Source organism: Legionella spiritensis (assembly GCF_900186965.1).
Lineage (GTDB): Bacteria > Pseudomonadota > Gammaproteobacteria > Legionellales > Legionellaceae > Legionella_C > Legionella_C spiritensis.
Genome location: NZ_LT906457.1, coordinates 1,411,814 through 1,436,400, shown reverse-complemented (window position 1 = coordinate 1,436,400; position 24,587 = coordinate 1,411,814). Strand labels below are relative to the sequence as shown.

Below are 24,587 nucleotides of genomic sequence, written 5' to 3'. Positions count from 1 at the left end.
TGAACTCGATTTAATGAATGTCTGACTGCACTCTACCCAAGACCATCTTCAAGGGCAAGCTGCAAGCATTAGAGGCTGTCGTCATGAGGTTATTTGAAGCGAAAGACGACAGCCTCTAACCCTGCCTGGTGTATCTGTGATCAGTTTTTTTATTTCTGACCATATTTAAAATAAAGAAAATCAAACCCAAAACCAGTATCCATGAGAAAATGGCTCCGGCCATACCATGCCCCAGAAAAAGTGCGCTTAGCAACCCGCCAATCAGCATGCCGCGCAGAAAGCCGCCGGTACGATTGGGAACCGCCCTGCTTTTTACTCCCTGTGTCGTTTTTTTGCTAAAGAGACTTGAAATACCACCCTTGCCATAATGGCCACCTCCGAAACGAGCTCTTCCGAAGCCTCTGGCGGCCGCATCATTGACTGCAAATCCCAGCGTTAAAAAAAGAATCAGTGACAGTGAAAGGAATCGACGCATTGATAATACTCCCTGATAATAAATTCAGGAGGAGTATACCATTAATTCTTTTCCAGGTTCACAGAACCTAAGTTATATTGATAGCCTGGTGCGGATCAAAAGCATCCCTCATCGCATCGGCAAAAAGGTTACTGGCCAAAACCAGAATAAACATAAAAGTAAACGCCGCCATCATCGGCCACCATACCAATGGCTCTCGAGCCAGTTCAAGACGCGCACCATTGATCATGTTTCCCCAGCTGATGGTCATTGGAGAAACCCCGACTCCGACGTAGGATAATACGGCCTCGGCAAGGACTAAAAAACTGAAATCAAGAACCAGAGTGATTAGGACGATAGGCATCACATTAGGCAATATATGCTTGCGAAGGATCCGAAACGCGCTACTCCCCAGCGCTCTGGCGGCCAGCACATAATCAATTTCGCGTAATTTCAAAGCCTCCGCTCGCAATAACCGGCACAAACTGGTCCAGCTGGTCACCCCAAGAATCATACACAACGCAAACAAGCGCGCATCGGCCCGCTGGCTCAACGTTGCAAATCGTTCCGGATGGTTGGCTATGTAAGTCTGCATGGAAAGCACCGACGCGGTAATCAGCAAGACACCGGGTATGGAGCTTAATGTGGTGTACACATATTGTATGATGTCATCGATAACCCCGCCAAAATAACCGGCGGCCATACCAAATAATAAAGCCAGAGGCAGCATAAACAAGGTCGTTAAAATGCCTATGACCAGACCGGTACGAATACTTTTCAGCGTGTAATAAAAAATATCCTGACCAATTTTTCCTGTTCCCAAAAGATGAAAGTCGCGTGATATCCCATAACTCGAATAAGCAAAATACAGACACAGAAACAGGGTTATTAAAGGTATTATCTGTCCGCGATGGGGTTTAAAACGCCATTGATTACGCCACACTTTATGAACACCAATAAGAATCCCCCATAAAACCAGCATCGTAGATAAAGTAAGTCCTGAAGCGCTCACAAGGATAGCGCGAATACGGTGGCGTTTCTCCTTATCGTTCCTGATGGATTTGGAAACATACTGCAAGCGCGGGTACACTTGTTTTGCCTTCCCGCCAGCAAAAAGGGTTTCCGTGCTGAAAAGATGAAGCGCCAGCGGCGCGGAATAAGTCTTTTCATAAGTATGCCCCAGCGGAGACAACATATAATCCAGAATCGTATCAGCGGTATCGCTCATGGTATTGTTTTTCATGGCCATTGAAGAAGGCCGGATATGAATGGAATCCAGAATGCCTGTTCCCAGAAAAAAGAGAAGCACAATGCCGGCGCTGACCGACATGGGCTGATGTAAAATACGTCGAAATGCCTGTCTCACATGCGCTTTACGCAAACTGAACAGTGTTACCACAAGGCTGATAAACAATACGGCCAGTAAACATATATCCGTCCATAAAAAAGTCATGATGAACCGAACCTCACTCGCGGATCCGCAAAGGTGTAGGAAATATCCGTCAGAATCAAACCAACGATATACAAAATGGACCCCAGAAAAACCATCGCCCGGACAATGGCAAAATCCTGTTGTTGAATGGCGTCAATAATATAACTGCCAAGTCCCGGTACACCAAAAAAGGACTCCAGAACCAGACTGCCCATAAAAAGGGAAGGGATAATAACCACCACTCCGGTTAAAATAGGCAGCATGGCGTTTTTCAGAACATGCCGAAACAGCACCCGAGTCTCGGATAATCCTTTTGCCCTCGCCGTTTTGACATACTCTTTATTGATTTCCTCCAAAAACAGGGTTCGATACCAGCGCGACCCGGCTCCTATACCGCCAATCACCGCGACAATCACCGGTAATACCAGAAATTTCACGCTTTCCAGACCATAGTCATAGCCGGAGATAGGTACCAGACGTAACATTTTACCAAAAAGATACTGGCCGCCAATGATATAAAAAAGACTGGATATAGACATCAAAATGATACAAATCACTACCCCTGCCACGTCCAGATAGGTGGTGCGGAAAAACGCCATAACCATCGCAAAGCAGATATTGATCATGATGCCCAGAACCAGGACCGGCAAGGCAATAGCCAGGCTCGGCCACATACGGTGCGAGATATCGTAACTGATGTCTCTTCCACCGTCCGATGTACCGAAATCAAAGGCAAACAAACGCAGGGATTTCTGGAAAAAAAGCGTCCGGGTCCATTGGTTTAATCCATGCTGGTTGTCATTATAAAAAAGAGGCAGATCGTAGCCATGCTGAATTTTCCACTGGATAATTTCCGCTTCTTTAATATGTTTTTGTCCCAGTTGCATGCGTGCCATATCATCAGGAGAATTCACCATAAAAAAAAGAGCGAATGTGATGATGTTAATTCCAATTAAAATGGGCACGGCATACAGTATTCGCCGCAAAAGATAATACATCATAACCGGATTCTCCTGGCCGTTTGCTTTTCCTTCTGGCGATAAGCCAACCCCATGGGTATCAAAGCCAGCAACACCACCAGCAGCAGAAAACCCAACGGCCAAAGCACCGGTTGATTCCAAATCTGCCGGTAACGATTTCGTTCGGTCACATTAACAGACAGAAATTTCAGGCTATTCGTGGCAAAAGCGCTTGGTTTGACCGCAGATATCCATTGCTGGGACAAAACCAGTGTTTCCGGATTAATTCCCCAGGCCCAGGGTGCGTCATGGCGAACAATGGTCATCATGCGATCAATCAGTTGCTGTCTTTGCTCATCATTACCGCGATTTTTCATCAAATCAAACAACTGATCATATTCAGGATTGCTGTAATTAGCCGCGTTTTCACCACCATATTTCACCTTGCCGTTGGCACTGTAGAGCATAAACAGAAAATTTTCCGGATCCGGGTAATCCGCGTTCCATCCCCAACTGAAAATCTGGGCATTCCCGGTACGCATTTTTTCCTGAAAACGATTGTATTGCGTTCCCCTGATATTCAAATCAATGCCTATACGGGCAAATTGTTTCCGCATCCAGTCCAGTTGCGCCTTGTCATCCGGCCCGCCACTGACCGGAAGATCATAGTGCAAAATCAGGGGTTTTCCTGTTTTCGGATTCACACCGTTGGGATAACCCGCCTGACGCATCAACGCTCGGGCTTCTTCAACAGTTCGACGAACGGCCCGATTATTCTTCCAGGAGTACACATAGGGATTGATCCCCGCCTTTCCTTCTCTAAACCCAAAAATTCCGGGCGGTATGGGTCCCTGGGCCGGTGAACCACGGCCATTTAAAAATATAGCGATGTTCTCGTCGTAATTGACGACAATGGAAATGGCAAGGCGTAATTTTCTGGCACGCTCGCTGCTGCCGCCCACCACCGGATCCAGCATATTAAAACCCAGATAAAAAATACTGGGCTCAATCGTCTTCGTCAACCGGATATTTTTCTCCTTCATTGCCCTGGTTAGCGACGGTTCTCCGGATGAAGTGATCTGAATGGCCTGATCAAAACTGTCGCTTGAAATACCGGACAAATCGTAATAACCCTGTAAAAATTTGTTCCAGCGCGGAATGGTTTCTTTTTCCAGGGTATAAACCGCCTTGTCAATAAGGGGTAATACCTTGCCGGCATTGGCCAAATAGCCCGCCTTTTTGTCAGCCGCCCCTCCACCGTCCGGAAAAAATTCGATATGAAAGTCCGGATTTTTCTGCAATACCATCTGACGGTTAGGGTTATTTTCAATCAGCATGAAAGGCCCTGTACCAATCGGATACCAGTCCAGTGACAGATTTTTATCATCCATACCGGGCTGCGAATAGAATCGATCCGCTTCCCACGGTATGGGAGAAAAGAAGGGCATGGCTAACCAGTACAGGAACTGCGGATACTGTCCTTTTATCGTGATTTCAAACGTGTAATCATCAATTTTGGCAACCCCGGCCAGGGGAAACTGTCTTAAATCTATAAAATTCCCCGGATCCGTCGGGTGTAACGTGCGCCCGAATTCACGAAATCCGAGAATATGCTCGCTCATTAACCCATAAATCGGCGAATTAACCGCAGGGTTGGCCAGACGCTTGATTTGATAAATATAATCGTTGGCAACCAGTTCCCTCGTTCCCGTGTATTGAAAATCAGACAGTTTGTTAATGTCGTTCTCATCAAGGTAGTCGGGGGGCAAATGCAGATAGCGGTAATGGCCTTGTTCGTCCCTGGCCAGGGCGGGATGCGGTTGGTACATAATGCCGGGTTTAATTGTTATGGTGTAAACACTGTAGGCCGCCTTCCGGTTTTCCAGGGCGGGAAGCGGTTGTTTGTTTTTATCCAGATAACGCACAACAGGAAACGTTGCGGCACTTAATGTAGTCAGACGATAGGGACGATCCAGATAATGATATTCCAGAGGCGATTCATAAATCTGTTCTATGAACAGATATTCGTTGCTGGAGTAGGAACGGGCCGGATCAAGGGTTTTTGGTTGCTCGGCAAATGACGAATAATAAATTTTTTGTCGGGATTCGCTTTCCGGGTAGGGGTTATTCAAAACCCATGCCCAGGCATCAACCAGAAAAAACAGTCCCGACAGCAACAACGCGCTTTTTGGCTGAAGTCCCCTCAACTCGGCTAATCCCTTAATAAAAACGATGTATTATGATGTGAGGGCAATGCCCGTTAGTCAAGTCAACCTGGCAAGAAATTCCTGCTCATTCAAAACAGCGACACCCAGTTGCCTCGCTTTATCGAGCTTCGAGCCTGCTTCAGTGCCGGCAATCACATAATCGGTTCTGGATGAAACACTGCCGGTCACTTTCGCACCGACCTCCTGAAGACGGGCTGTCGCTTCATCACGACCCATGCCGCTTAATGTGCCGGTCAACACGACAACCTTGCCATAAAACGGGTGGCTGCTGTCTGCGGTTTTACGTTCCTCACTTGGCCAATGGACGCCGGCGGCCAGTAATTTATCAATAACACGACGGTTATGTTCCTGGGCAAAAAAATGCACAATGTGATACGCCCCGATGGGACCAATATCCCTCAGAGCCATCAATTGTTCCTCTGTCGCCTTTTCAAGGGACGCGATATCAGGAAATTCCGCAGCAAGCACACCGGCTCCAACTTCCCCTACCTCTCGAATACCCAACGCGTAAAGAAAACGTTTAAACGTTGTTTTTTTACTATGATCAATGGCTTGCAACACATTTTGGGCGGATTTTTCCCCCATGCGTTCCAGTTGAGCCAGCCGTGTCATATCCTGATGGTAAAGATCCGCAACATCTTCCACCAGTTTTTCATCAACCAGCTGCTCAATGAGGACTTTTCCCAAACCATCAATGGACATGGCTTTTCGTGACGCGAAATGCCAGATCCCTCGCTTTAATTGCGCCGCACAAAACAAACCGCCCGTACATCGTGCCACCGCTTCGCCTTCTTCACGCACCACTTCCGCCCCGCACACCGGGCATGTCTCTGGCAATTCAATATTGGTAATTTGTTCCGGCCTTTTCTCAAGGACCACGGATACCACCTCCGGAATCACATCGCCCGCCCGACGGACAATGACCGTATCCCCGATATGAATATCCTTTCTGCGGATTTCATCCATATTATGCAAAGTGGCGTTACTTACCGTCACTCCGGAAACAACTACCGGCTTCAAACGTGCCACCGGTGTCAGGGCACCAGTACGGCCAACCTGAAAATCAACGGCAACGATTTCCGTCATTTCCTCATGAGCCGGGTACTTATGGGCGCAGGCAAAGCGAGGAGCCCGCGCTACAAAGCCCAGTTTTTGCTGTAAGGGAATGCTGTCCACCTTATAAACCACACCGTCAATTTCATAAGGGAGGTCGTCCCGTCGCTTGAACATATCATGGTAATATTGGAAGCATCTCTCGATGCCACGAGCCTGCCTGGTGTCCGGGGATACTCGAAACCCTTGCTCCCCAAGCCAGGCCAACCGGGCAAAATGACTTTCCGGTAACCCCTCGCCTTCGTAATCGCCAATACCATAACAATAAATATCCAGAGGTCTTTCCGCAGTAATGGCGGAATTAAGCTGACGCAAGCTCCCGGCCGCGGCATTACGCGGATTGGCAAACGTCTTTTCGCCCTGACGGCGCGCCTGCTCATTCAATGACTCAAAACCCGCTTTCGGCATATAAACCTCACCACGCACCTCAATAACGGCCGGGGGATTTGGGGAGCGCAGCTTCAAAGGTACGGAGGCAATGGTTTTGATGTTATTGGTGATGTTCTCTCCCACTTCTCCGTCACCGCGGGTTGCTCCGTGTACTAAAACGCCATGTTCATAAGTCAGGTTAACTGCCAGTCCATCCAGTTTCGGTTCGCATGTGAAAAGCAAATCATTCGGGTCACAATCCAGTTTGTCGGCGACGCGTTTAACAAAAGCCCGCAATTCGTCATCACCAAACACATTGCTCAGCGACAGCATCGGCCGGCGATGGGCTATGGATTCAAACGCTTCAGAAACCTTCCCGCTTACTCGCTGGGTCGGTGAGTCTGCGGTCACAGTCTCGGGATAATCCTGTTCGAGTTGCTGAAGCTCTCTGAAACAACGATCGTATTCGGCATCAGGAACCTGAGGATTATCAAGAACGTAATAATGATAATCGTACGTTCTGATCTGTTCGCGCAACGCCGCTATTTTTTTGATTATTTCGTCCTTAATCATCATCTTGCAACCAAAAATGAATAAAAATGGAAGTGTACCACCATTTTTTTACTTGCTGAAAAACTATTGTATGTGGTATACGTTCCGTCTGACTTTCAGACAGGATTTATGAAAATGGATTTAACTCGTTTTATTTTCTGCTTGTTGTGTTTATTTTTCTCTTCCCTCGGCCTGGCCGGCCATAATCAATACCACACCGGTATCGCCCTTATTCACGGCACCAATGATCATCGTCATGACGCAGTGGGGGGCTATTGGAAAAAGGATTTTGTTGATTATATGGCCGACTCCTTGCCTGATCCTGAAAACATCCATGTGGTTGCGTGTAATTACGGTCATTATATGTGGCATGAGGATGCGGCGGGATGTACGGCGGATCAATTGCTTGCCTTTATTGATAACAAAGAAATAAAAAATCTCATTGTGTATACCCACTCGGACGGCGCCAACGTCATCCGCTGGATTTTATCCAATCCTACTTATGATCCGCGCTATTTCCGATTAAGCAAGGTTATTTCGCAGGTCATAGCCATTGCCCCTTCAAGCGGAGGGACGCCATTGTCCGATGAAGTGATGAACGGCAACTTGTTTGAAGAAGCCCTGGGCTGGCTGCTTGGCTACCGTAACGACGCCATCAAACAACAACGTATCGGCGATATGGCCATCTATAACGATGAATTACTGTATGGCTCCACCGGGCGTTTATCACTGGCCGTTCCCTTCCGCAACATCATCGGAAGCGACGTGCATGCCTCACCGCTTTCCGGCGCCAGCTATTGTAATGGTTACATGCTTAACGCCGCATTAAAAATCACCAAAATTTACCTGGATAAATGTTCCGACGGTTTCCTGGATTGCAAATCGCAGACTGCCGCCGGTGACGTCTGGTTTTTTGACACGGACAAAACAAAGGACGGCGAAACCCTGAGTCATAATCAGAGCAGGCACTCCTGTCTTGGACTTGGAGACATTTTACGTCAGGATCTCATGGCACAAGGAGTAGCGAAATGATAAGACATTCTATTATTCTTTTATCCGCCCTGTGGGCCAGCCAGAGCCAGGCTGTAAACTTGCCGGCTCAGCAGTTGCAGCCTTATGATTGCGACGTGTGCGATTCCTTGTCTCATGAAACGCTGGGTACAAACTGGGCGCTGACAAACACGGCCCTTGGCCACGACACGCTTCACCGGCAAAAAAGTAAAAAATATACGATCTCGGCAACGCTTGCGCAATTACAGAGTGGAATCGCCTTGCACACCTTAGCGCCGGAAGCTATTATCCGCATTGTACCGAATCATCCTGAGTCCGCCGCCAAACCGGAATTTACCCTCCGAACGGAAAAACAGGGAACCCTGTCGCTGCAAGACGCCTCCGCTTTATTCGCCCGCGACGAGGCATTGAACAATTCGGCTTTTGCCGACAATACCATGGCGTTGCTGCAGTTAAAAAAGGAATTGGGCGCCGGCACCTTTATTTTACAAAGTTCCGCTGTTGCAGGACATGAGAATGACGGTTATACCATCCATGTGTTTGATCAGGCGTCCTCAGCCTATTTAAGTGTCGCAACCGACAAGGCCCGCTATCAGTATGGCGATACTTTGACGGCAACCATCTCCCTCGGTGATGACGCTATCGGATATCCGATAGATATCGTAAACGCCAACCTGGTCACCCCCGATGGCAATATCCGACCATTAACGCTTAAGCGGGTGAAAAAAGATGTTTACAAGGCACAGGCTCATCTGGTATCCGGAAAGGGATACCATGGAGAAAACTGGTACATCGAAGCGCAGGTGGATTCCAATATAGGCGGGAAGACTATCAAACGCCAGGCGCATTCCGCTTTTTCATACACCATCCCCTCTGCCGCCGTACGGAGTATTCATCAGATAGATAAAAACGACCCGTTTCGTTTTTCCGCGTCCGTCGACGTTGCGACCGGCAGCCGCTACGCCTTGCAGGTCGTACTCTTTGCAACCGATAAAACAGGAAATACAATCCCGGTTGAAACGGTTCAAAAAGGCGAATGGCTGGCCCCCGGATCACATGGCGTCACCTTTTCATTCACTGAAGAACGCGCCAACCAATTCCATGCTCCCTATTTCGTAGGAGCCATTCAACTTACCGATTATGGTCAACTAAAGCCTGTTTTCGAGTACAATCAGCAGATTGCTATTCATCAACTGGAACAGGAATGACCGAATTCATACCTTTTACTCTCTTGCAAGGCATGGCCGCCGCTATTGCCTTGCTGTTTATACTACTGCTCTGGCTTGTGAGGAAACATACGCTTGTTTTAAAAGAGCAAACCGTTCATTTTGAAAAAACACAGCAGATTTTTGTCAATGAATTACATCAATTGCATCTGGCCATCAATGACACCTATCAAAGCAGTCAGAACAATATCCTTGAGAAAATCAATCAGGGACAAATAGCCAGCCAGAACCTTACCAGCGACACGATTCAACGTCATATGAAAGACGTCAGGGAGCAAATCAGCCACAGCTTCAAACAGCATGCCGGTTCCTTGACATCCCACCTGCAAACGTTAACGGAAGAAATACGCAATCATTTGCATGGCTTAACCCAACAGGTTAATCATAAACTGACCGAAGGCTTTGAAAAAACCTCATCCACCTTTACTGATGTGGTTAAACGACTGACTATTATTGACGAAGCCCAAAAGAAAATTACCGAACTTTCCACGCACGTCGTGAGCTTGCAGGATGTCTTGATTGATAAACGGGCGAGAGGGGCGTTTGGTGAGGTTCAGCTTGCGACACTGATAGCCAACATGATCCCGGCCAACCATTACCGCCTGCAATATACTCTGAGCAACCAAAAACGGGCGGATTGCATCCTCTTTTTGCCGGAGCCTACCGGCCATGTCGTCATTGACGCCAAGTTTCCTTTGGAAACCTATCAGAAATTAATGAACAATGACGTATCAGCCAACGATAAAAAATTGTTGCAGCAGCAGTTCAGGCAGGATTTACAAAAACACATCAAGGATATTGCCGAAAAATACATCATTCCAAATGAAACCACCGATGGTGCCGTCATGTTTATTCCGGCAGAAGCGATTTTTGCTGAAATTCATGCCAGCTATCCTGACATTATCGCACTATCCCAGCGCCTGAAAGTCTGGCTGGTATCCCCAAGCACCCTGATGGCCGTGTTAACGACAGCCAGAGCCGTGTTAAAAGACGACGCAACCCGTAAACAGGTACACATCATTCAAAAGCACTTGCATGCGCTCGCGGACGATTTCCAGCGTTTTGAAAAACGAATGGACAAACTCTCCAAACACATTGATATGGCTCACCAGGATGTCGGTGAAGTTAATACCTCCGCAAAAAAGATAACGCAGCGTTTTCAAAAAATTGAAGCCGTAGAACTTGACATCCATGAAGATAAAAAAATGGAACCCCTCGAAAGCCCAGCAGAATGATGACGAAGCCAAAATGCGAAATTAATGTTCACACGGGCATTCACCGGAGCTCCTGCCAAAATATTGGACCATGAAACGAGCTACCGTTCTTTTGTAAAAAACAGCTAGTACCACTTCCATTTAGTTTTGACAGGCGCCTGCCATTCCCGCGAAGGCGGGAAACCATTCCTGATGTGGCTCAGTGCTTGATTCAGTATGGATCCCCGCCTTCGCGGGGATGACAAAAAAAACAAACATTCTGTGCAAGCCAACCTGTCAAAACGAAATGGAAATGGTACTAGTCCGTCATGAAGGCAAAGCCGTGGTGCGGGTAACGAGATTTATACGCACAACTCTTTCGAGGCAAAATATTTGAATGAGTAACCCGCAATACGACGTACGGCCTTTTTGCAGGCTACTGTTTTTTTACTTCTTTTTCTTCAGAAACTTATGCTATCCTGAGTTATATAGGAACAGGTGGAAGCCGTCATGCAACGTTTAATGCAACTGGCCGTACTCATCACTATGATGTTCAGCCTTTCATCCGCTTACGCCGGATTTTGCGGTACCCAGAAATGCCAGGCTTGCCCAAGAGGCTGTGACGTGGATGTCTGTTGCGGACAGATGGGAGGTATTCGCTACTGCGATTCATCCGCCGGTCGTTATGTCTGTAATAATGGTTATTACTCTTCCTGCTACTGTACCCGACACGCCGTCATGGATCTTCAGGATGTACATGGTTGCTGTTTATGGCAAGGCGGTGTTCTGACCGTGGATCCAGCCGGACTGGTCATTTGTAATAACGGCGGCGTATCTGAACTCTGCAGTCTTCAATCGTCCCCGGAAGAGGTGGCAGCCTGGTAAAAGGATAACCGTGTACATGTATCTGGACAACGTCATCCACAACAATCATAATTGCGCTTTTGTCCGACGCAATACATGACCGTACCACTTATAGAAATCAGGGAATTATGCAAATCCTATGGCAATGTCCCCATCTTAAACCAGCTCAACCTGTCGGTACTGGATGGTGAATTCCTTACGTTGCTAGGTCCGTCCGGTTGTGGGAAAACCACCCTTCTACGTCTGATTTCAGGATTTGAACAACCTTCAAGCGGTGATATTTATATTAATGGCCAATGTATTAACGCCCTTCCTCCGCAAAAAAGAAATGTCCATACGGTGTTTCAAAGCTATGCCCTGTTTCCGCATTTATCGGTGTTTGAAAACGTGGCTTTTGCACTGCGGTGCCAAAAAATCAATGAAGCGGAAATCAATGACCGTGTTCATGAAGCTTTGCGCCTGGTCCGTCTTGAATCCTTTGCCGCAAGAAACATCAAAAAACTAAGCGGCGGCCAGCAACAACGGGTTGCCATCGCTCGCGCCATTATCAACAGACCTCAGGTACTCCTGCTTGATGAGCCATTAAGTTCCCTCGATTACCGTTTGCGCAAGGACATGCAGTATGAACTAAAACAACTTCAGAAAACCCTGAACATGACGTTTATCTTTGTCACGCACGATCAGGAAGAAGCGTTATCGATGTCAGACCGGATTGTTATATTTAACCACGGAATTATTGAACAAATCGGCACCCCCCGGGAAGTCTATGAAACACCTGCCAATCTTCATGTGGCCAGCTTTATTGGAGAGGCCAACATTTTTAATACCCGAGTGGAACATGCGGATCAGGAACATTTGACGGTCAATATCGAATCGATACCGATACGATGCAAAAATACCGCCAATTATAAATCCGGCGATCAAATTCATCTTATCGTCCGTCCCGAGGACATTCGGGTCTGGAGTTTATCGGAAGTTCAGGAAACCGAGGCCATGTTGCCGGGGAAAATTATAGATATTGTCTATAAAGGTTCCACCGTTGATCTCAAAGTCTCCCTCACGTCCGGTACCGTCATCAATGCTTCCGAGTTTTTTGACGAAGACGACGATAAACTGGAATATGCCCCCAATGAAACGGTTTGGGTACAATGGTTGCCCGGTTGGGAGGTGCTGCTGCCCAATGAAAACTAAATCGCGCTCCCTGACCCTTTTTTATCTGTGGTTATTTTTTTTCAGCTTCATACCGCTGTCACTGGTGGTTATTGCCAGTTTCCTGTCGCGAGACAGTGTCCATCTGGTTACGTTGCCTTTAACACTGAAAAATTATACCGCGTTACTTAATCCGATATTTGCAAAAATTCTTTTACGCTCGCTTTTTATCGCGTTTATCACAACCGGATTTTGTCTGGCCATTGCCTACCCGTTCAGCTACCTGCTGGTAAAATCGAGGCATCAGTCCCTGTTGTTACTACTGATTATTATTCCTTTCTGGACAAGTTCTCTGGTGAGAACTTACTCACTGATTGCCATACTGAAATTTAAAGGGATTCTCAATGGCGTTTTGTTAAAACTCCATCTGATTGACGCCCCGCTTTCCCTGTTATATACCAATTTTGCGGTGATTTCAGGTCTGGTATACAACCTGTTTCCATTCATGGTGCTGCCTATTTTTACCAACATGGAGCGCTTTGATTTCCGGTTAATTGAGGCAGCCAGGGATTTAGGCGCCAGCCGTTGGGATATTTTCCGGCGTGTTTTTTTGCCTAATACGGCCAGCGGCATCATGGCCGGTTGTCTGTTGGTGATGTTACCGGCCATGACTCTGTTTTACATTCCCAACGTATTGGGCGGTGCTCGCTCCATCCTGCTTGGCAACCTGATCCAGAACCAGTTTCTTGTTCTGGAAAACTGGCCGCAAGGCTCCGCAACCAGCGTGGTATTGACCTTGTTACTTCTAGTCCTGCTGCTTTTTTATCGTAATCAGGACAAGGAGGTTATACATTGAAATCATTAAGCCAGAAAATCTTTTTGATCTTTGTATACAGCCTGCTGTATCTGCCCATTCTGGTTTTGATCCTCTACTCCGTGAATAATGCCAAATTTTCCCTGCAATGGCATGGGTTCTCCCTGCGCTGGTATTCGGAATTGCTTCATGATCGCGGCTTGTGGTCTGCGTTTATAAATTCCGTATTTCTGGGTTTTTGTGCCGCAACGATAGCGACGATTCTTGGGGTATTAACGTCCGTACGTTTATTTCTGTACCGGACAAGGCATGGTTCGATTTTGTACACACTCCTGTTACTGCTGATTATCATTCCTGATCTGGTTTTAGGGGTGGCTTTGTTGATTTTTTTCAACCTCGCACATATCCCCCTGGGATTTTTCAGCCTGCTTATTGCCCATATCACCTTTTGTCTTCCTTTTGTCATGATAACTATTAATGTACGAATCAATACCCTGGATCCCAACATTTATTTCAGCGCCCTCGATTTGGGGGCAAGTCGCTTTATCGCACTGACTCGAATACTTTTACCACTTCTGTGGCCTGCGGTGTTAAGCGGTTTTCTTCTTTGTTTCACGCTTTCCTTTGATGACGTCATCATCAGCTATTTTGTAGCCGGGCCAGACTTCAATATTCTACCACTAACCATTTACTCGCTGGTCAGGGCGGGGGTCACACCGGAATTAAACGCCCTGTGTTCATTTACATTCGTGTTATCAATGATTCTCGTTATACTCGCACACCGCCTCTCGGGAAAAACCGTATGATGCTTAAGATTTTTTTCCTTGTTGCCTTAACTACCCTATCACCTTCCTTATTTGCTAACCGGGTGGTGAACGTGTACGTTTGGGGAGGAGAAATTCCTAAAAAAGTTATCCGCCAGTTTGAACAGGAGACCGGTGTCAAGGTTAATTTCTCCACGTACGACAGCAATGAAACCATGTACGCCAAATTAAAAGCGAGTAGCAAAACTATTTATGACGTTATTTTACCTTCGGCTTATTTTGTGGAGCGAATGCAAAAGCTGGGTATGTTAAACAAGCTGGATCATAACCGTTTATCCAACCTGAAAAATCTTGCCGAGCGTTTTGTTGAAAATGATTACGATCCCGGCAATCAATACAGTATCCCTCTCATTTGGGGCGCAACGGGCATTTTTTATAATCGAACAAACATTGCCAATCCGCCCGATAGCTGGCAGCAATTATGGCAGAAAAAATGGCGGAATCAGTTGATGTTACTGGACGATTCAAGAGAAGTGTTTGCCATAGCCCTGATGAGCCTCGGATTTAATCCCAATGATGATAATCCTGAACATATCAAAGCGGCCTACCAACATTTGTTAAAGCTGATCCCCAACATCAAATTATTTGCCAGTGACAGTGTGCAGGCCATTATGATTGATGAGGACGCGTCTTTGGGGGCATCCTGGAATGGCGACGCGTTTAAAGCCCGGGCAGAAAACAGCGCTATTGGATTTCACTTTCCGAAAGACGGTTTTGTGGTCTGGGTAGATTGCCTGGCGATTCCCAAAAACCCGCCTCATTTAAACGAAGCCTACGAGTTTATTAATTTTATGCTAAAACCTGAAAGCGGCGAAAGTATTGCCTTGATAGAAGGGCATGCCATCACCAACGAAAAAGGACGATCACGCCTTCCTGAAAAAATCCGCAACAACAAAACCATTTATCCGGACTCAAAAACGATGAAACGGGCTCATTTTCAACGTGATGTCGGTGAACGGACATTAGCCATTTACAATAGTTACTGGGAACAATTTAAATTGTCATTTTAACAGCTGTGAAAATTTTGGTTCACAGAACCTAAACGAGCTATTATTGATTGGGTTTACTGGCAGCGGCAGACACTTCCGGTAATTTATGGATATTTTGATCCGGGTAAATTTGCTTGATTCCCCGGTAAAACGCGCCTTCCGCGTTAAAAATAGCCAGCAGATAACCTTCTTTACCATCCAGAAAACCACGTTGCAGAATAAAACATCGGAAAAACATCCAGCCGGCTGAAAACAGTACCTGCATAAAGGATGGCGCCACCCGATCTTTCCTTCTGATTTTGGCCGTGTAGGAGGAATAACGGTTCATTTTATAAAGCGCATGGCTCACATCACGATAAGAGTGATGCATGATAGGCACCAATATTTTTCCTACCCGGGCATCAGCGGGCAAGAGGATTTTTTCATGTACGATGTCCTCACTGTATCGAGCGCCCTCGCGTTTAAAAAGACGTATGTGGCGTTTCGGACTGGAAGAATAGCGCATGACCTTGCCATAAAAATTCATACAAATCGGGATACGGTACGCATCCGCCTCATTGGATGCTATGGCATCTTTGATCACGGCTTTTAATTCTTCATTGACCGACTCATCGGCGTCAAGGTTTAAAATCCAGTCTCCACTGGCCGCTTGAAGCGCTCGTTGTTTCTGAATCCCATAGCCTTGCCAGTCGGTCTGGTAAACATTTTTTGTATATTGGCTGGCAATTTCAACCGTATTATCGGTGCTGCCGGAATCCAGTACGATAATTTCATCCGCCCACTTCACGGACTCCAGGCAACGTCCAATATTTGCCCCTTCGTTTTTGGCGATAATAATCACACTAAGCATAGTCCACTCGCGTCATTGACCATTGGAGTATTTTACTCAAAATAATCAGGAAATTAACAGTATAATCAGTATTTATTGCCTGTAAAAGGTTGATAGCCTGTTATTAATACCGGTATCACCTTGATTGCGAAAAATAGAACCTGGTTGCTGGTGTAGACCCAACACCTTTCAGAACACACGGTTATCTGGCTTTGCCTTGTTCCAGGAACTGGCAACAATTTCTCATAATGAATGAACCAATCAGACTTGTTTTGCAGCCTGAAAATAGCCAAGTGCGCAAAATCTGCCTGCTATTGATTACCTGTCGAGTTCATCCCAGTCGAATTCCCCATCGAGTTCATCAAATTCCTGTTTTAATCGTTTTCTTTCCAGACGTTCTTCAAGCTTTCTGCGCAAATATTTTTTACGATTTAAATCTTCCGCATCTTCCTCCAGTGAAAAATCTGAAAACGAATAGCTCTCATCATGCTCTTTATGCAAGCCCATAACCGCCTCCGTATTGATTTTCCGATGTTATAAGTATAGTGCATTTGCAAAATAGTAAATAAAGAAGTTCCTGATCAACGATACATATCCCGCTACAAGACAAAAAAACAGGGATCGGGACGCCAAATAGCGTTATAATCATCCGTTCAATACAGTCAACCGAACCTATATGCTTAGCTATCAACACGGTTATCACGCCGGAAATTTTGCCGATGTCATCAAACACGTCACGCTCACCCGGCTTATCAATTACATGACTCAAAAAGACAAACCGGTTTTTTATCTTGAAACCCACTCCGGCTCCGGGCTTTACGATTTACGTGACAGCAAATCCGGTAAAACCGGAGAATATCATCAGGGCATTGGCCTTTTATGGCCGCAAAGAAAACAGTGGCCAGATATTTTTTCCTGCTATCGACATAGCTTGATCAACGTTAATCCCAATCGGGAATTACGCTATTATCCCGGCTCCCCTGCCATTGCCATTGAACATTTCCGTAGTCAGGATCGCTTGTTTTTCTGTGAATTACACCCACAGGAATTTGCGTGTCTGCAACGGTTGCCGCATGATGGAAAACGCGTATTTTTGAGTGAATCGGATGGTATTTCCAGACTCACATCACAGCTTCCGCCACCGGAACGAAGAGGTTTGATCTTTATTGATCCATCCTATGAGGTTAAAACGGAATACAAGCTCATTCCGCAAGCGATAAATTCAGCTTTTCAGCGTTTTGCGACGGGTGTTTACTGTTTGTGGTATCCTCTGGTTGACCCATACTGTCACCAGCAACTCCTTAGAGAAATGAACAAAATACCTGTTAAGAACAAACTGCGTATTGAATTTTCCCTGACTCCAACACCGGGTTCCGGAATGTGGGGATGCGGACTGTGGATTATAAACCCGCCCTATGTACTTGCCGAGGAAATGAAGGTGGTTTTGACCTGTCTTAAATCTTTTTTCAACCCAAAACAGGCTTCTTTTCTGCTAGAATCATAAGCACGATAAAATGGAGTCACTCATGAACATCGAACCTGTTTCCGCTTTTTCGGACAATTACATCTGGATGTTGATCGACGAAAAAAACCACACGGCAATCTGTGTTGATCCGGGCGACGCGTCACCGGTGCTGCGGTTTTTACAACATCATGGGTTAGATCTTAACGCCATCATGCTGACTCATCACCATTTCGACCATACAGGCGGCGTTGGCGATTTGCATAGCCGTTTTCCCGATGCCGCCATTTATGGACCCAATGATACACGTATATCTCATGTCACTCACATCCTTCACCCCGATGACCTGATCCTTCTTGATTCCTTACAGTTCAAAGTCCTGGGCACACCCGGCCACACATCGACCCATATCAGCCTGTATGAGGAAAACCACGGCCTTCTTTTTTGCGGAGACACCTTGTTTTCAGCCGGTTGCGGACGTGTTTTCGACGGAACCATGAAGGAACTGCACGATTCCCTGCACCGTTTAAAATCCCTTCCCGACCAGACCAAAATCTACTGTGCCCATGAATACACTCGTCAGAATCTTCGTTTCGCAGCGACCGTAGAGCCTCAAAACCAGGATGTACAACAATATCTTTCCCGGTTATCGGATAGCTCAAAAACATGCACCCTTCCTTCAACGATCGCCCGGGAAAAAACCATCAATCCCTTTTTCCGGACTCATAGTGAGGAAGTACAAGATTACGTTCGTGCCAAAGGCGGCAGCACAAAGGACTCACTGGCTATTTTTACCACCATAAGAGAGGGAAAGGATCATTTTTCCTGAAAGTTATTTGTAGCCTTCTTGCGAGCTACAGATTTGTACATTAATCCATCCGCACATCCTTACATTATTTGATCATATTGTATATAATATCCTCTTATAGAAGACTTATTCAGGATAATAGTGTGACGAAACCAAAGTCCATGACTCATGTGGTCGTTTTAGGTGACAGTTTGTCTGATAAAGGTACGATGGACCGACGAAAATTGTTTGGTCTGATTCCCATGAGTTATTTCAGCGGGTTAAGCAGCAAATCACCAAGAGGACGGTTTACCAACGGCTTTCTCTGGGGGGATTTTATTGCCGCGGGGATGGCGGAACAATTCCTTATCGATCGCACGCGCAGAAAAGCTCATCTTAAAAGAAATGCCAGGGACAACGCCGATTTGGCCGATAAAATCCTCGATGATGAGCGCGGCATTCGCGAACGAAATGAAGAAGCCTTCAGTCTTGATGACGATGGCCACGTTTTTTTTGAAGGACATCAATACGCCCGGTTTTATTGCGAAGGCGGGTTGACCGCGCATGATTATTCCGGGGAATTCACGTTTGATCTTTCGAAAGAGGGAGCGCGGGAAATTGTTGCCACGCTGGAAAAAAAGCGGGAATTATTACTGAACGATGACGAAAAATACGACGTTTCCGAACAGGAAAAAAACGACACTCTGGTCATTGAATGGTCCGGTGCCAATGATTTAATCACCGTCAACGAAAGGCCCACTAACGAGGAAGCGGACAAAGCGGTCGCGGAACGTATTAAAAACATCGAACAATTGATCGAACATGGCTACCGCAATTTCGTCTTGTTTAACCTTCCTGATTTATCCTTAACCCCCAGATATCAGCGCCAGGATGAAATAGAACAGCAAAACGCTCAAGTGGTGTCAAAGCACTTTAACGAGCAATTGGCAAAAAAATGTCGGGCATTGCAGGAAAAATATAAAGACGCCTCGCCCCCTGTGTTTCTCGACGTTTTTGACGTCAGTTCCCTATTGACACAAGTGTATGATAACCCGGAAGAATACGGTTTCGAAAAAGGCAAATTAACCCAACCCTATACCGAGTCGGAAGAATTCAGCGAGCATTGGGCAGATCCTGTTGATCGAAAGGAACATATCTCTCCGTCTGAAGGATATATGTTTTGGGATGATGTTCACCCGACGGCTGATATGCACACCTGGCTCGGAGAAAAATTCAAGGAACAGTATAGCAAAACGTTTAAATTCGAAGCCTGGGCATCCAGACATGCGACCGAGCAACAGCACCAGAGAAATAAAACCGAAAAACAATTAGCCTATTTAAATATTGATGTTCCGGAATCACAATATCCTCTGCCCAAGGATGTCGGGGATATTCTACAAAAACTCAAAACGCACGCAGCGTCCATGAAGACATCCAGAAAAACCGGGCGTGTAAAAAAGGGTAGCATCCTTCTGGCCTTTGTCGCACATATTAAGAAACAAAATGGTGACATGCAAGACATCAAAGAGGAGATTGAAAATTTTAAAAAGGATCACGAGTTATACAATATCGTAAAAAAACATAATCATCCTGTTTACGATTTCTTTCGCTCTAAAACAACAACACGTTCGGAGGACTATATCGAACAACTCCTGTCAACTGTTCAAGAACACATCGAGCATGATCGTCCCAAAGAACTCCTGTTTTCAAAATTCAATTAAACATTCTGATTTATGAAAATAAACACTGACTGATATTTTATTTTAAAGTATCAGTCAAATGCTATTTTCTTTTAATATCAATAGATTATTCGATATTTGTTACGCTTTATCTCAAACGGTTGCGAAAACAAACACGAATTATTTGAAACCTGTTCGTATAATTTAAAAACAAAAAAAGGTTTATCACCTGACAATTATTTAGTACACTGGCAACCCATTCATTCAGTACAGGCTGTTACATTGAAGGTTACGCTATCCCTGCTGGCAAGATTATTTATTTGTTTTTTAATAAGTTACGGAGGAATTAATCCGGCTTATTCCCGTTCAGTTCCTTCCGTATGGGACGTCCTTCGCAATCAGTTCCAGTTAAATCACGAAACCACCCAGCCTGAAGTACAGGCACAAATCCGCTGGATCGTCGCTCACCCCAGCTACCTGCAATATCTGGCCAAAGCAGAACCTTATATTTATCACATCACGACAGAAATCAAAAAAAGAAAACTCCCCGGCGAATTAGCCTTGATACCCATGATTGAAAGCACATTTGACCCTTTCGCCTACTCGGGAGCGGGCGCTGCGGGATTATGGCAGTTAATGCCCGGTACAGGTACGACTCTTGGTTTAAAACAGGACTGGTGGTTTGACGCACGCCGAAGCATTCAGCCATCCACCGACGCCGCTTTAAACTACCTGGCCTATCTGAACAAATTTTTTCATGGCGACTGGATATTGGCTATTGCCGCTTACGATTCCGGTGAAGGAACCATTTCAAGAGCGGTCAAAAGCAGCGGACGATTCCGCAATGTCCGTTTCTGGAATTTAAGAGTGCCTAACGAGACCAGAGCTTACGTCCCCCGGCTGCTGGCGTTAGCGGAAGTCATCAAATACCCGCAACGATATCATGTCAAACTACCGGACATTCCTCATACGCCTTATTTTGAGGAAGTAAATATCGGCAGCCAGATTGACTTAAATCATGCCGCAAAGATGGCCGGCATGACGTATAAAGAGCTTATTCAACTGAATCCCGGCTACAATCGCTGGGCGACAGCGCCGTATAAACCGTATAAACTGCTTATTCCCACCGACAAGGTCGCGAAATTCAATCGTAATCTGGCGCATGTTCCTGAAGAGAAACGGGTAAGCTGGATGCGTCATCAAGTACAAAAAGGCGAGTCGCTAAGCGCCATTGCCAGTCGTTATTTTACGACAGTGAAACTGATTCGGGAGCTGAACCGGTTGCGCTCTGAAAAACTTAAGACCGGGCAGTTTTTACTGATTCCAAGCAGTAAAAATACTACTCTGTCATCGTCAAAACAACCGGTCATCATTAATGCCCCGGCGCAGGAAACATCTGGTCAACCTTATAAAGTGGTTCATATTGTCCAATCGGGTGAAACGTACAAAAATCTGGAAAAAAAATACAACGTGTCCGTCGCGGAAATCAGTAACTGGAACGTACTTGATGCCAAAATGCCGCTACGCAAAGGCCAGCAATTGATTATTTGGAAAAAAACGCCAAAAGCCGGTGTCTACATCGTAAAAGCCGGTGACAGTTTAAGCCGCATTGCCAAACAGTTTAATTCCAAAGTGTCTACCCTGAAGCGTTTGAATCCGCATATTAATATAACGCTTATTCATCCGGGCCAAAGATTGATTATTGGTTAGGCTCTTTTACAAAAAACAGTAGCACGTAAGGAGGCCTGCGGCCGTATTGCGGGTTTCATAGTCGGAAGAAGATGAAAACCAGGCTTGGTAAGTTAAAATAAATACTATTTGGCTTTAATTAAATCTTTATCTCCGGTATAGTTGCAAGTTCTTCATAAATAATGTGTTATACTTATTTACAAGTACAACATAGTAAACAACCATGAAACTACTTTTCGATTTTTTCCCCGTTCTTCTATTTTTTCTTACCTATAAACTGTACGGTATTTACTATGCCACAGCGATTGCAATGATAGCATCGGTCGGGCAAGTCGCCTTTTATCGACTGAAGCATCATCGTTATGAAAAAATGCATTTAACCAGCATGGCTCTTATTGTTATTTTGGGAGCCGCTACCTTGATTTTCCACGATCCCTGGTTTATCAAGTGGAAACCGACAGGAATATACTGGTTTGCCGCCTTGTTTTTTCTTGGTTCCCGGTTCGTGGGTAATAAAACCATCATTCAGAAAATGATGGAAGAAAATATCAATTTACCAATAAAAATATGGTATCGATTAAATTACGCCTGGTTTTTATTTTTTATTTTTATGGGTATTCTTAATCTTTATGTCGCTTACAATTTCAGCACTGATACCTGGGTTAATTTTAAACTCTTCGGAGGTGCCGGATTAACATTGATTTTTGTGGTTTTGCAGGCTATCTATTTAAGCCGGCATATGATTGAAAAGGAAGTCGTTCAACAATCCTCGGCCGACTCTGAAAAAAGTCTGCCGAAATATTAGGAGCAAACAATGCGATTGCTACTGGTTGAAGATGATGAATTGCTAGGTGATGCCGTTAAAACCGGTCTCACTCAATTTGGATATGTTGTCGATTGGCTTAAAGACGGTGAGGCAGCAAGAGCAGCCGTCAAGTCGGAATCCTTTGAATTGATTATTCTTGATCTGGGCTTGCCCAAGCTCTCCGGCCTGGGTTTTTTACAGTCGATTCGTAATGATGGCAATACGACTCCTGTCATCATTTTAACGGCTCGGGAATCCATTGAAGACCGGGTCAAAGGTTTGGACAGCGGTGCTGATGATTATTTGATCAAACCATTTGACCTGAATGAATTAAGCGCACGGGTCAGGGCATTGGTCAGACGTTCTACCGGGCGTGCCGATTCCGTATTGCAATACCGTAATATTATGCTCGATCCGGCGGCGCACTCCGTCTATGTCGATAACGTCATAGTTAATGTCCCGCGAAGAGAGTTCGCCCTGCTGCAAAAACTTCTGGAAAACAGTGGACAGGTTTTATCACGCGAACAACTGATGCAAAGCATTTATGGCTGGGATGAAGACGTGGATAGCAACGCGCTGGAAGTACACATCCATAACCTGCGTAAAAAACTCAATGCCAATTATATCCGCACCATCCGTGGTGTTGGTTATATGGCTGAAAAAAATGAGAGCAATTAATATCCGTGAAATCGTCCATACGCAAGTTCCTGTTAATTAATCTCTTGCTGGCTATCACCATCACCACAACGCTGACAGCCATCGGAAACTATTATCTGGATCAAAAAGATATTCAGGAGCATCTCGATACCTTGATGGCCATTTCCGCCCTGTCTTATCAGGCACTGCTTGGAGACGATGTCCATCAACGACCATTGACCAAAATACAGGACGCCCTGGAAATCATTCCGGAAAAGATCGAGAATTATTACAAACATCGTTTTTTAAACGATCTGCCCCCCAAAAATTACCTGGACAAATTTAATTTTCAGGTCTGGACGAACGGAGGAAAATTATTGCTCCATTCCTCTTCCGCTCCTAAAACACCGCTCATTGCCGAGGAAGACGGTTTCAGCGACAAGGTTCTTTCCGATCAGAAATGGCGGGTTTTCACAACGTACAATGAGAAGGCAGGAATACGAACCGTTCTGGCGGAACGATACGATACTCGAAACGAACTGGGACATCGCATCGCCCAGGATGATCTTTATATCATGCTGCTCACCTTCCCGCTGTCAGGTCTTTTGATCTGGATCATTATTGGCAGGGGTCTGGACAGTCTCGATCGAGTTGCGCAGGAAGTAGCCAATCGTGCCCCGACCCATCTGGATCCCGTCGATTTGAAAGAAGTTCCGGAAGAAATAAAGCCGGTCATCGATGAGTTGAACAAGCTTTTTTACCGACTTCAGCAGGGATTTGAGCGAGAAAAACGTTTTGCCGCGGACGCAGCCCATGAATTACGAACGCCATTAGCCGCACTCAAGGCACAGGCTCAGGTCGCGCTTAATACCAGTAATGTCGAAGAAAAAAACCAGGCTCTGCAAAAACTGATTGCCAGCGTCAATCGCAGCACTCATATCATTCAACAACTCCTGACCATGAGTAAACTGGTTCCCGAAGCGTCCGGGATTAATGACATTGATCAGGTCAATCTGGTTAAAATAACCCGGGATGTATTAGCCATGCTGGCTCCCAGTGCCGTAGAAAAACAAATAGATTTGGAGTTTGAACACGCCGATTACCTGCCGGAATTTGCCGGCAACCTCACGGCCGTCAGTATTCTGGTTCGTAATCTGGTTGATAATGCCATTCGGTACTGTAAAGAGATGGGGAAAGTCGTTGTTCGTGTTTACCATGAAAATGATAATCTGGTTCTGGAAGTCTGTGACAATGGCCCGGGGATTCCCAGCGAATTACAGGCAAGAGTATTTGAGCGTTTTTTCAGGGTTCTGGGCAATAAAAGCCCGGGCAGCGGGCTTGGCCTGGCCATTGTGCAACAAATTACTGAACTGCATGGGGGCAAAGTCGAGCTGGATTCGCCAACCGAAGGAACCGGTCTTATCGTACGCGTGTATTTTCCTGTTCACCGACACATGAAACTATCGGCTGAAAGCGACGCTACCGGCCGCTTAAGCATAGAGAATAAAAAACACGAGACGTAA

The 24,587-nt window shown here is 45.8% G+C and carries 22 protein-coding genes; 15 read left to right on the top strand and 7 right to left on the bottom strand.

Annotation, left to right across the window (positions count from 1 at the left end; translation table 11 throughout):
* Positions 1-115: 115 nt before the first annotated feature.
* The 5 genes from CKW05_RS06480 to ligA all read right to left on the bottom strand — a co-directional run bounded on the left by CKW05_RS06480 (position 116) and on the right by ligA (position 7,128).
* Positions 116-475, bottom strand: a complete 360-nt coding sequence (locus CKW05_RS06480) for a hypothetical protein (RefSeq protein ID WP_058482509.1) — start codon at positions 473-475, stop codon at positions 116-118.
* Between the two features lie 67 nt (positions 476-542).
* Positions 543-1,907 (bottom strand): ABC transporter permease, encoded by a 1,365-nt coding sequence (locus tag CKW05_RS06475; RefSeq protein WP_058482508.1) that lies wholly within the window; start codon positions 1,905-1,907, stop codon positions 543-545.
* Positions 1,904-2,887 carry an ABC transporter permease gene (locus tag CKW05_RS06470; protein WP_058482507.1) on the bottom strand — a complete coding sequence of 328 codons (984 nt, stop codon included), beginning with the start codon at positions 2,885-2,887 and terminating at the stop codon, positions 1,904-1,906. The genes CKW05_RS06475 and CKW05_RS06470 overlap by 4 nt, the downstream gene beginning before the upstream one ends.
* Positions 2,884-4,674 carry an ABC transporter substrate-binding protein gene (locus tag CKW05_RS06465; protein ID WP_408607004.1) on the bottom strand — a complete coding sequence of 597 codons (1,791 nt, stop codon included), beginning with the start codon at positions 4,672-4,674 and terminating at the stop codon, positions 2,884-2,886. The genes CKW05_RS06470 and CKW05_RS06465 overlap by 4 nt, the downstream gene beginning before the upstream one ends.
* Positions 4,675-5,109: 435 nt before the next feature.
* A complete protein-coding gene (ligA, locus tag CKW05_RS06460; RefSeq protein WP_058482506.1) occupies positions 5,110-7,128 on the bottom strand; it encodes an NAD-dependent DNA ligase LigA in 2,019 nt (672 codons plus the stop codon).
* Positions 7,129-7,242: 114 nt separating this feature from the next.
* Here ligA and CKW05_RS06455 point away from each other — a divergent pair, with 114 nt between their 5' ends.
* From CKW05_RS06455 to CKW05_RS06420, 8 genes are all read left to right on the top strand, one after another.
* Positions 7,243-8,139 carry a hypothetical protein gene (locus CKW05_RS06455; protein ID WP_058482505.1) on the top strand — a complete coding sequence of 299 codons (897 nt, stop codon included), beginning with the start codon at positions 7,243-7,245 and terminating at the stop codon, positions 8,137-8,139.
* Positions 8,136-9,326 carry a DUF4785 domain-containing protein gene (locus tag CKW05_RS06450; protein ID WP_058482504.1) on the top strand — a complete coding sequence of 397 codons (1,191 nt, stop codon included), beginning with the start codon at positions 8,136-8,138 and terminating at the stop codon, positions 9,324-9,326. Before CKW05_RS06455 ends, CKW05_RS06450 begins: the two co-directional genes overlap by 4 nt.
* On the top strand, positions 9,323-10,579 hold the full coding sequence (locus tag CKW05_RS06445) for a DNA recombination protein RmuC (protein WP_058482503.1): 1,257 nt from the start codon (positions 9,323-9,325) through the stop codon (positions 10,577-10,579). The genes CKW05_RS06450 and CKW05_RS06445 overlap by 4 nt, the downstream gene beginning before the upstream one ends.
* 468 nt (positions 10,580-11,047) lie before the next feature.
* Positions 11,048-11,422, top strand: a complete 375-nt coding sequence (locus CKW05_RS06440; RefSeq protein WP_058482502.1) for a hypothetical protein — start codon at positions 11,048-11,050, stop codon at positions 11,420-11,422.
* Positions 11,423-11,497: 75 nt separating this feature from the next.
* A complete protein-coding gene (potA, locus tag CKW05_RS06435) occupies positions 11,498-12,592 on the top strand; it encodes a spermidine/putrescine ABC transporter ATP-binding protein PotA (RefSeq protein ID WP_058482501.1) in 1,095 nt (364 codons plus the stop codon).
* Positions 12,582-13,406 carry an ABC transporter permease gene (locus CKW05_RS06430; RefSeq protein WP_058482500.1) on the top strand — a complete coding sequence of 275 codons (825 nt, stop codon included), beginning with the start codon at positions 12,582-12,584 and terminating at the stop codon, positions 13,404-13,406. Before potA ends, CKW05_RS06430 begins: the two co-directional genes overlap by 11 nt.
* A complete protein-coding gene (locus tag CKW05_RS06425; RefSeq protein WP_058482499.1) occupies positions 13,403-14,170 on the top strand; it encodes an ABC transporter permease subunit in 768 nt (255 codons plus the stop codon). Before CKW05_RS06430 ends, CKW05_RS06425 begins: the two co-directional genes overlap by 4 nt.
* Positions 14,167-15,198: an ABC transporter substrate-binding protein gene (locus CKW05_RS06420; protein ID WP_231950710.1), complete on the top strand. Its 1,032-nt coding sequence runs from the start codon at positions 14,167-14,169 to the stop codon at positions 15,196-15,198. The genes CKW05_RS06425 and CKW05_RS06420 overlap by 4 nt, the downstream gene beginning before the upstream one ends.
* Before the next feature lie 40 nt (positions 15,199-15,238).
* Here CKW05_RS06420 and CKW05_RS06415 read toward each other — a convergent pair whose 3' ends face one another.
* Both CKW05_RS06415 and CKW05_RS06410 read right to left on the bottom strand, forming a co-directional pair.
* A complete protein-coding gene (locus CKW05_RS06415; protein WP_058482498.1) occupies positions 15,239-16,027 on the bottom strand; it encodes a glycosyltransferase family 2 protein in 789 nt (262 codons plus the stop codon).
* 297 nt (positions 16,028-16,324) lie between these two features.
* Entirely contained in the window at positions 16,325-16,513 is a 189-nt protein-coding gene (locus CKW05_RS06410) for a hypothetical protein (protein WP_058482497.1), read from the bottom strand.
* A 169-nt stretch (positions 16,514-16,682) separates the two neighbouring features.
* Between CKW05_RS06410 and CKW05_RS06405 the strand changes: the two genes are divergently transcribed.
* The 7 genes from CKW05_RS06405 to CKW05_RS06375 all read left to right on the top strand — a co-directional run bounded on the left by CKW05_RS06405 (position 16,683) and on the right by CKW05_RS06375 (position 24,587).
* Positions 16,683-17,510: a 23S rRNA (adenine(2030)-N(6))-methyltransferase RlmJ gene (locus CKW05_RS06405; protein ID WP_058482496.1), complete on the top strand. Its 828-nt coding sequence runs from the start codon at positions 16,683-16,685 to the stop codon at positions 17,508-17,510.
* A gap of 22 nt (positions 17,511-17,532) precedes the next feature.
* Positions 17,533-18,297 carry a hydroxyacylglutathione hydrolase gene (gene gloB / locus CKW05_RS06400; protein WP_058482495.1) on the top strand — a complete coding sequence of 255 codons (765 nt, stop codon included), beginning with the start codon at positions 17,533-17,535 and terminating at the stop codon, positions 18,295-18,297.
* Between the two features lie 122 nt (positions 18,298-18,419).
* Positions 18,420-19,976 (top strand): SGNH/GDSL hydrolase family protein, encoded by a 1,557-nt coding sequence (locus CKW05_RS06395; RefSeq protein ID WP_133141198.1) that lies wholly within the window; start codon positions 18,420-18,422, stop codon positions 19,974-19,976.
* Positions 19,977-20,216: 240 nt separating this feature from the next.
* Complete coding sequence (locus CKW05_RS06390) at positions 20,217-21,644, top strand: lytic transglycosylase (RefSeq protein WP_231950707.1); 1,428 nt, start codon at positions 20,217-20,219, stop codon at positions 21,642-21,644.
* 202 nt (positions 21,645-21,846) lie between these two features.
* A complete protein-coding gene (locus tag CKW05_RS06385) occupies positions 21,847-22,428 on the top strand; it encodes a septation protein A (RefSeq protein WP_058482493.1) in 582 nt (193 codons plus the stop codon).
* Between the two features lie 9 nt (positions 22,429-22,437).
* The gene (locus CKW05_RS06380; protein ID WP_058482492.1) at positions 22,438-23,106 is read left to right on the top strand and encodes a response regulator; all 669 of its coding nucleotides are present in this window, start codon (positions 22,438-22,440) and stop codon (positions 23,104-23,106) included.
* 5 nt (positions 23,107-23,111) lie between these two features.
* Complete coding sequence (locus CKW05_RS06375; RefSeq protein ID WP_058482491.1) at positions 23,112-24,587, top strand: ATP-binding protein; 1,476 nt, start codon at positions 23,112-23,114, stop codon at positions 24,585-24,587.

Excerpts from the sequence above, each read along its gene's own strand:
- CKW05_RS06480 (WP_058482509.1), bottom strand. The coding sequence starts at position 475 with ATGCGTCGATTCCTTTCACTGTCACTGATTCTTTTTTTAACGCTGGGA.
- CKW05_RS06475 (WP_058482508.1), bottom strand. The coding sequence starts at position 1,907 with ATGACTTTTTTATGGACGGATATATGTTTACTGGCCGTATTGTTTATC.
- CKW05_RS06470 (WP_058482507.1), bottom strand. The coding sequence starts at position 2,887 with ATGATGTATTATCTTTTGCGGCGAATACTGTATGCCGTGCCCATTTTA.
- CKW05_RS06465 (WP_408607004.1), bottom strand. The coding sequence starts at position 4,674 with ATGTACCAACCGCATCCCGCCCTGGCCAGGGACGAACAAGGCCATTAC.
- ligA (WP_058482506.1), bottom strand. The coding sequence starts at position 7,128 with ATGATTAAGGACGAAATAATCAAAAAAATAGCGGCGTTGCGCGAACAG.
- CKW05_RS06455 (WP_058482505.1), top strand. The coding sequence starts at position 7,243 with ATGGATTTAACTCGTTTTATTTTCTGCTTGTTGTGTTTATTTTTCTCT.
- CKW05_RS06450 (WP_058482504.1), top strand. The coding sequence starts at position 8,136 with ATGATAAGACATTCTATTATTCTTTTATCCGCCCTGTGGGCCAGCCAG.
- CKW05_RS06445 (WP_058482503.1), top strand. The coding sequence starts at position 9,323 with ATGACCGAATTCATACCTTTTACTCTCTTGCAAGGCATGGCCGCCGCT.
- CKW05_RS06440 (WP_058482502.1), top strand. The coding sequence starts at position 11,048 with ATGCAACGTTTAATGCAACTGGCCGTACTCATCACTATGATGTTCAGC.
- potA (WP_058482501.1), top strand. The coding sequence starts at position 11,498 with ATGACCGTACCACTTATAGAAATCAGGGAATTATGCAAATCCTATGGC.
- CKW05_RS06430 (WP_058482500.1), top strand. The coding sequence starts at position 12,582 with ATGAAAACTAAATCGCGCTCCCTGACCCTTTTTTATCTGTGGTTATTT.
- CKW05_RS06420 (WP_231950710.1), top strand. The coding sequence starts at position 14,167 with ATGATGCTTAAGATTTTTTTCCTTGTTGCCTTAACTACCCTATCACCT.
- CKW05_RS06415 (WP_058482498.1), bottom strand. The coding sequence starts at position 16,027 with ATGCTTAGTGTGATTATTATCGCCAAAAACGAAGGGGCAAATATTGGA.
- CKW05_RS06410 (WP_058482497.1), bottom strand. The coding sequence starts at position 16,513 with ATGGGCTTGCATAAAGAGCATGATGAGAGCTATTCGTTTTCAGATTTT.
- CKW05_RS06405 (WP_058482496.1), top strand. The coding sequence starts at position 16,683 with ATGCTTAGCTATCAACACGGTTATCACGCCGGAAATTTTGCCGATGTC.
- gloB (WP_058482495.1), top strand. The coding sequence starts at position 17,533 with ATGAACATCGAACCTGTTTCCGCTTTTTCGGACAATTACATCTGGATG.
- CKW05_RS06385 (WP_058482493.1), top strand. The coding sequence starts at position 21,847 with ATGAAACTACTTTTCGATTTTTTCCCCGTTCTTCTATTTTTTCTTACC.
- CKW05_RS06380 (WP_058482492.1), top strand. The coding sequence starts at position 22,438 with ATGCGATTGCTACTGGTTGAAGATGATGAATTGCTAGGTGATGCCGTT.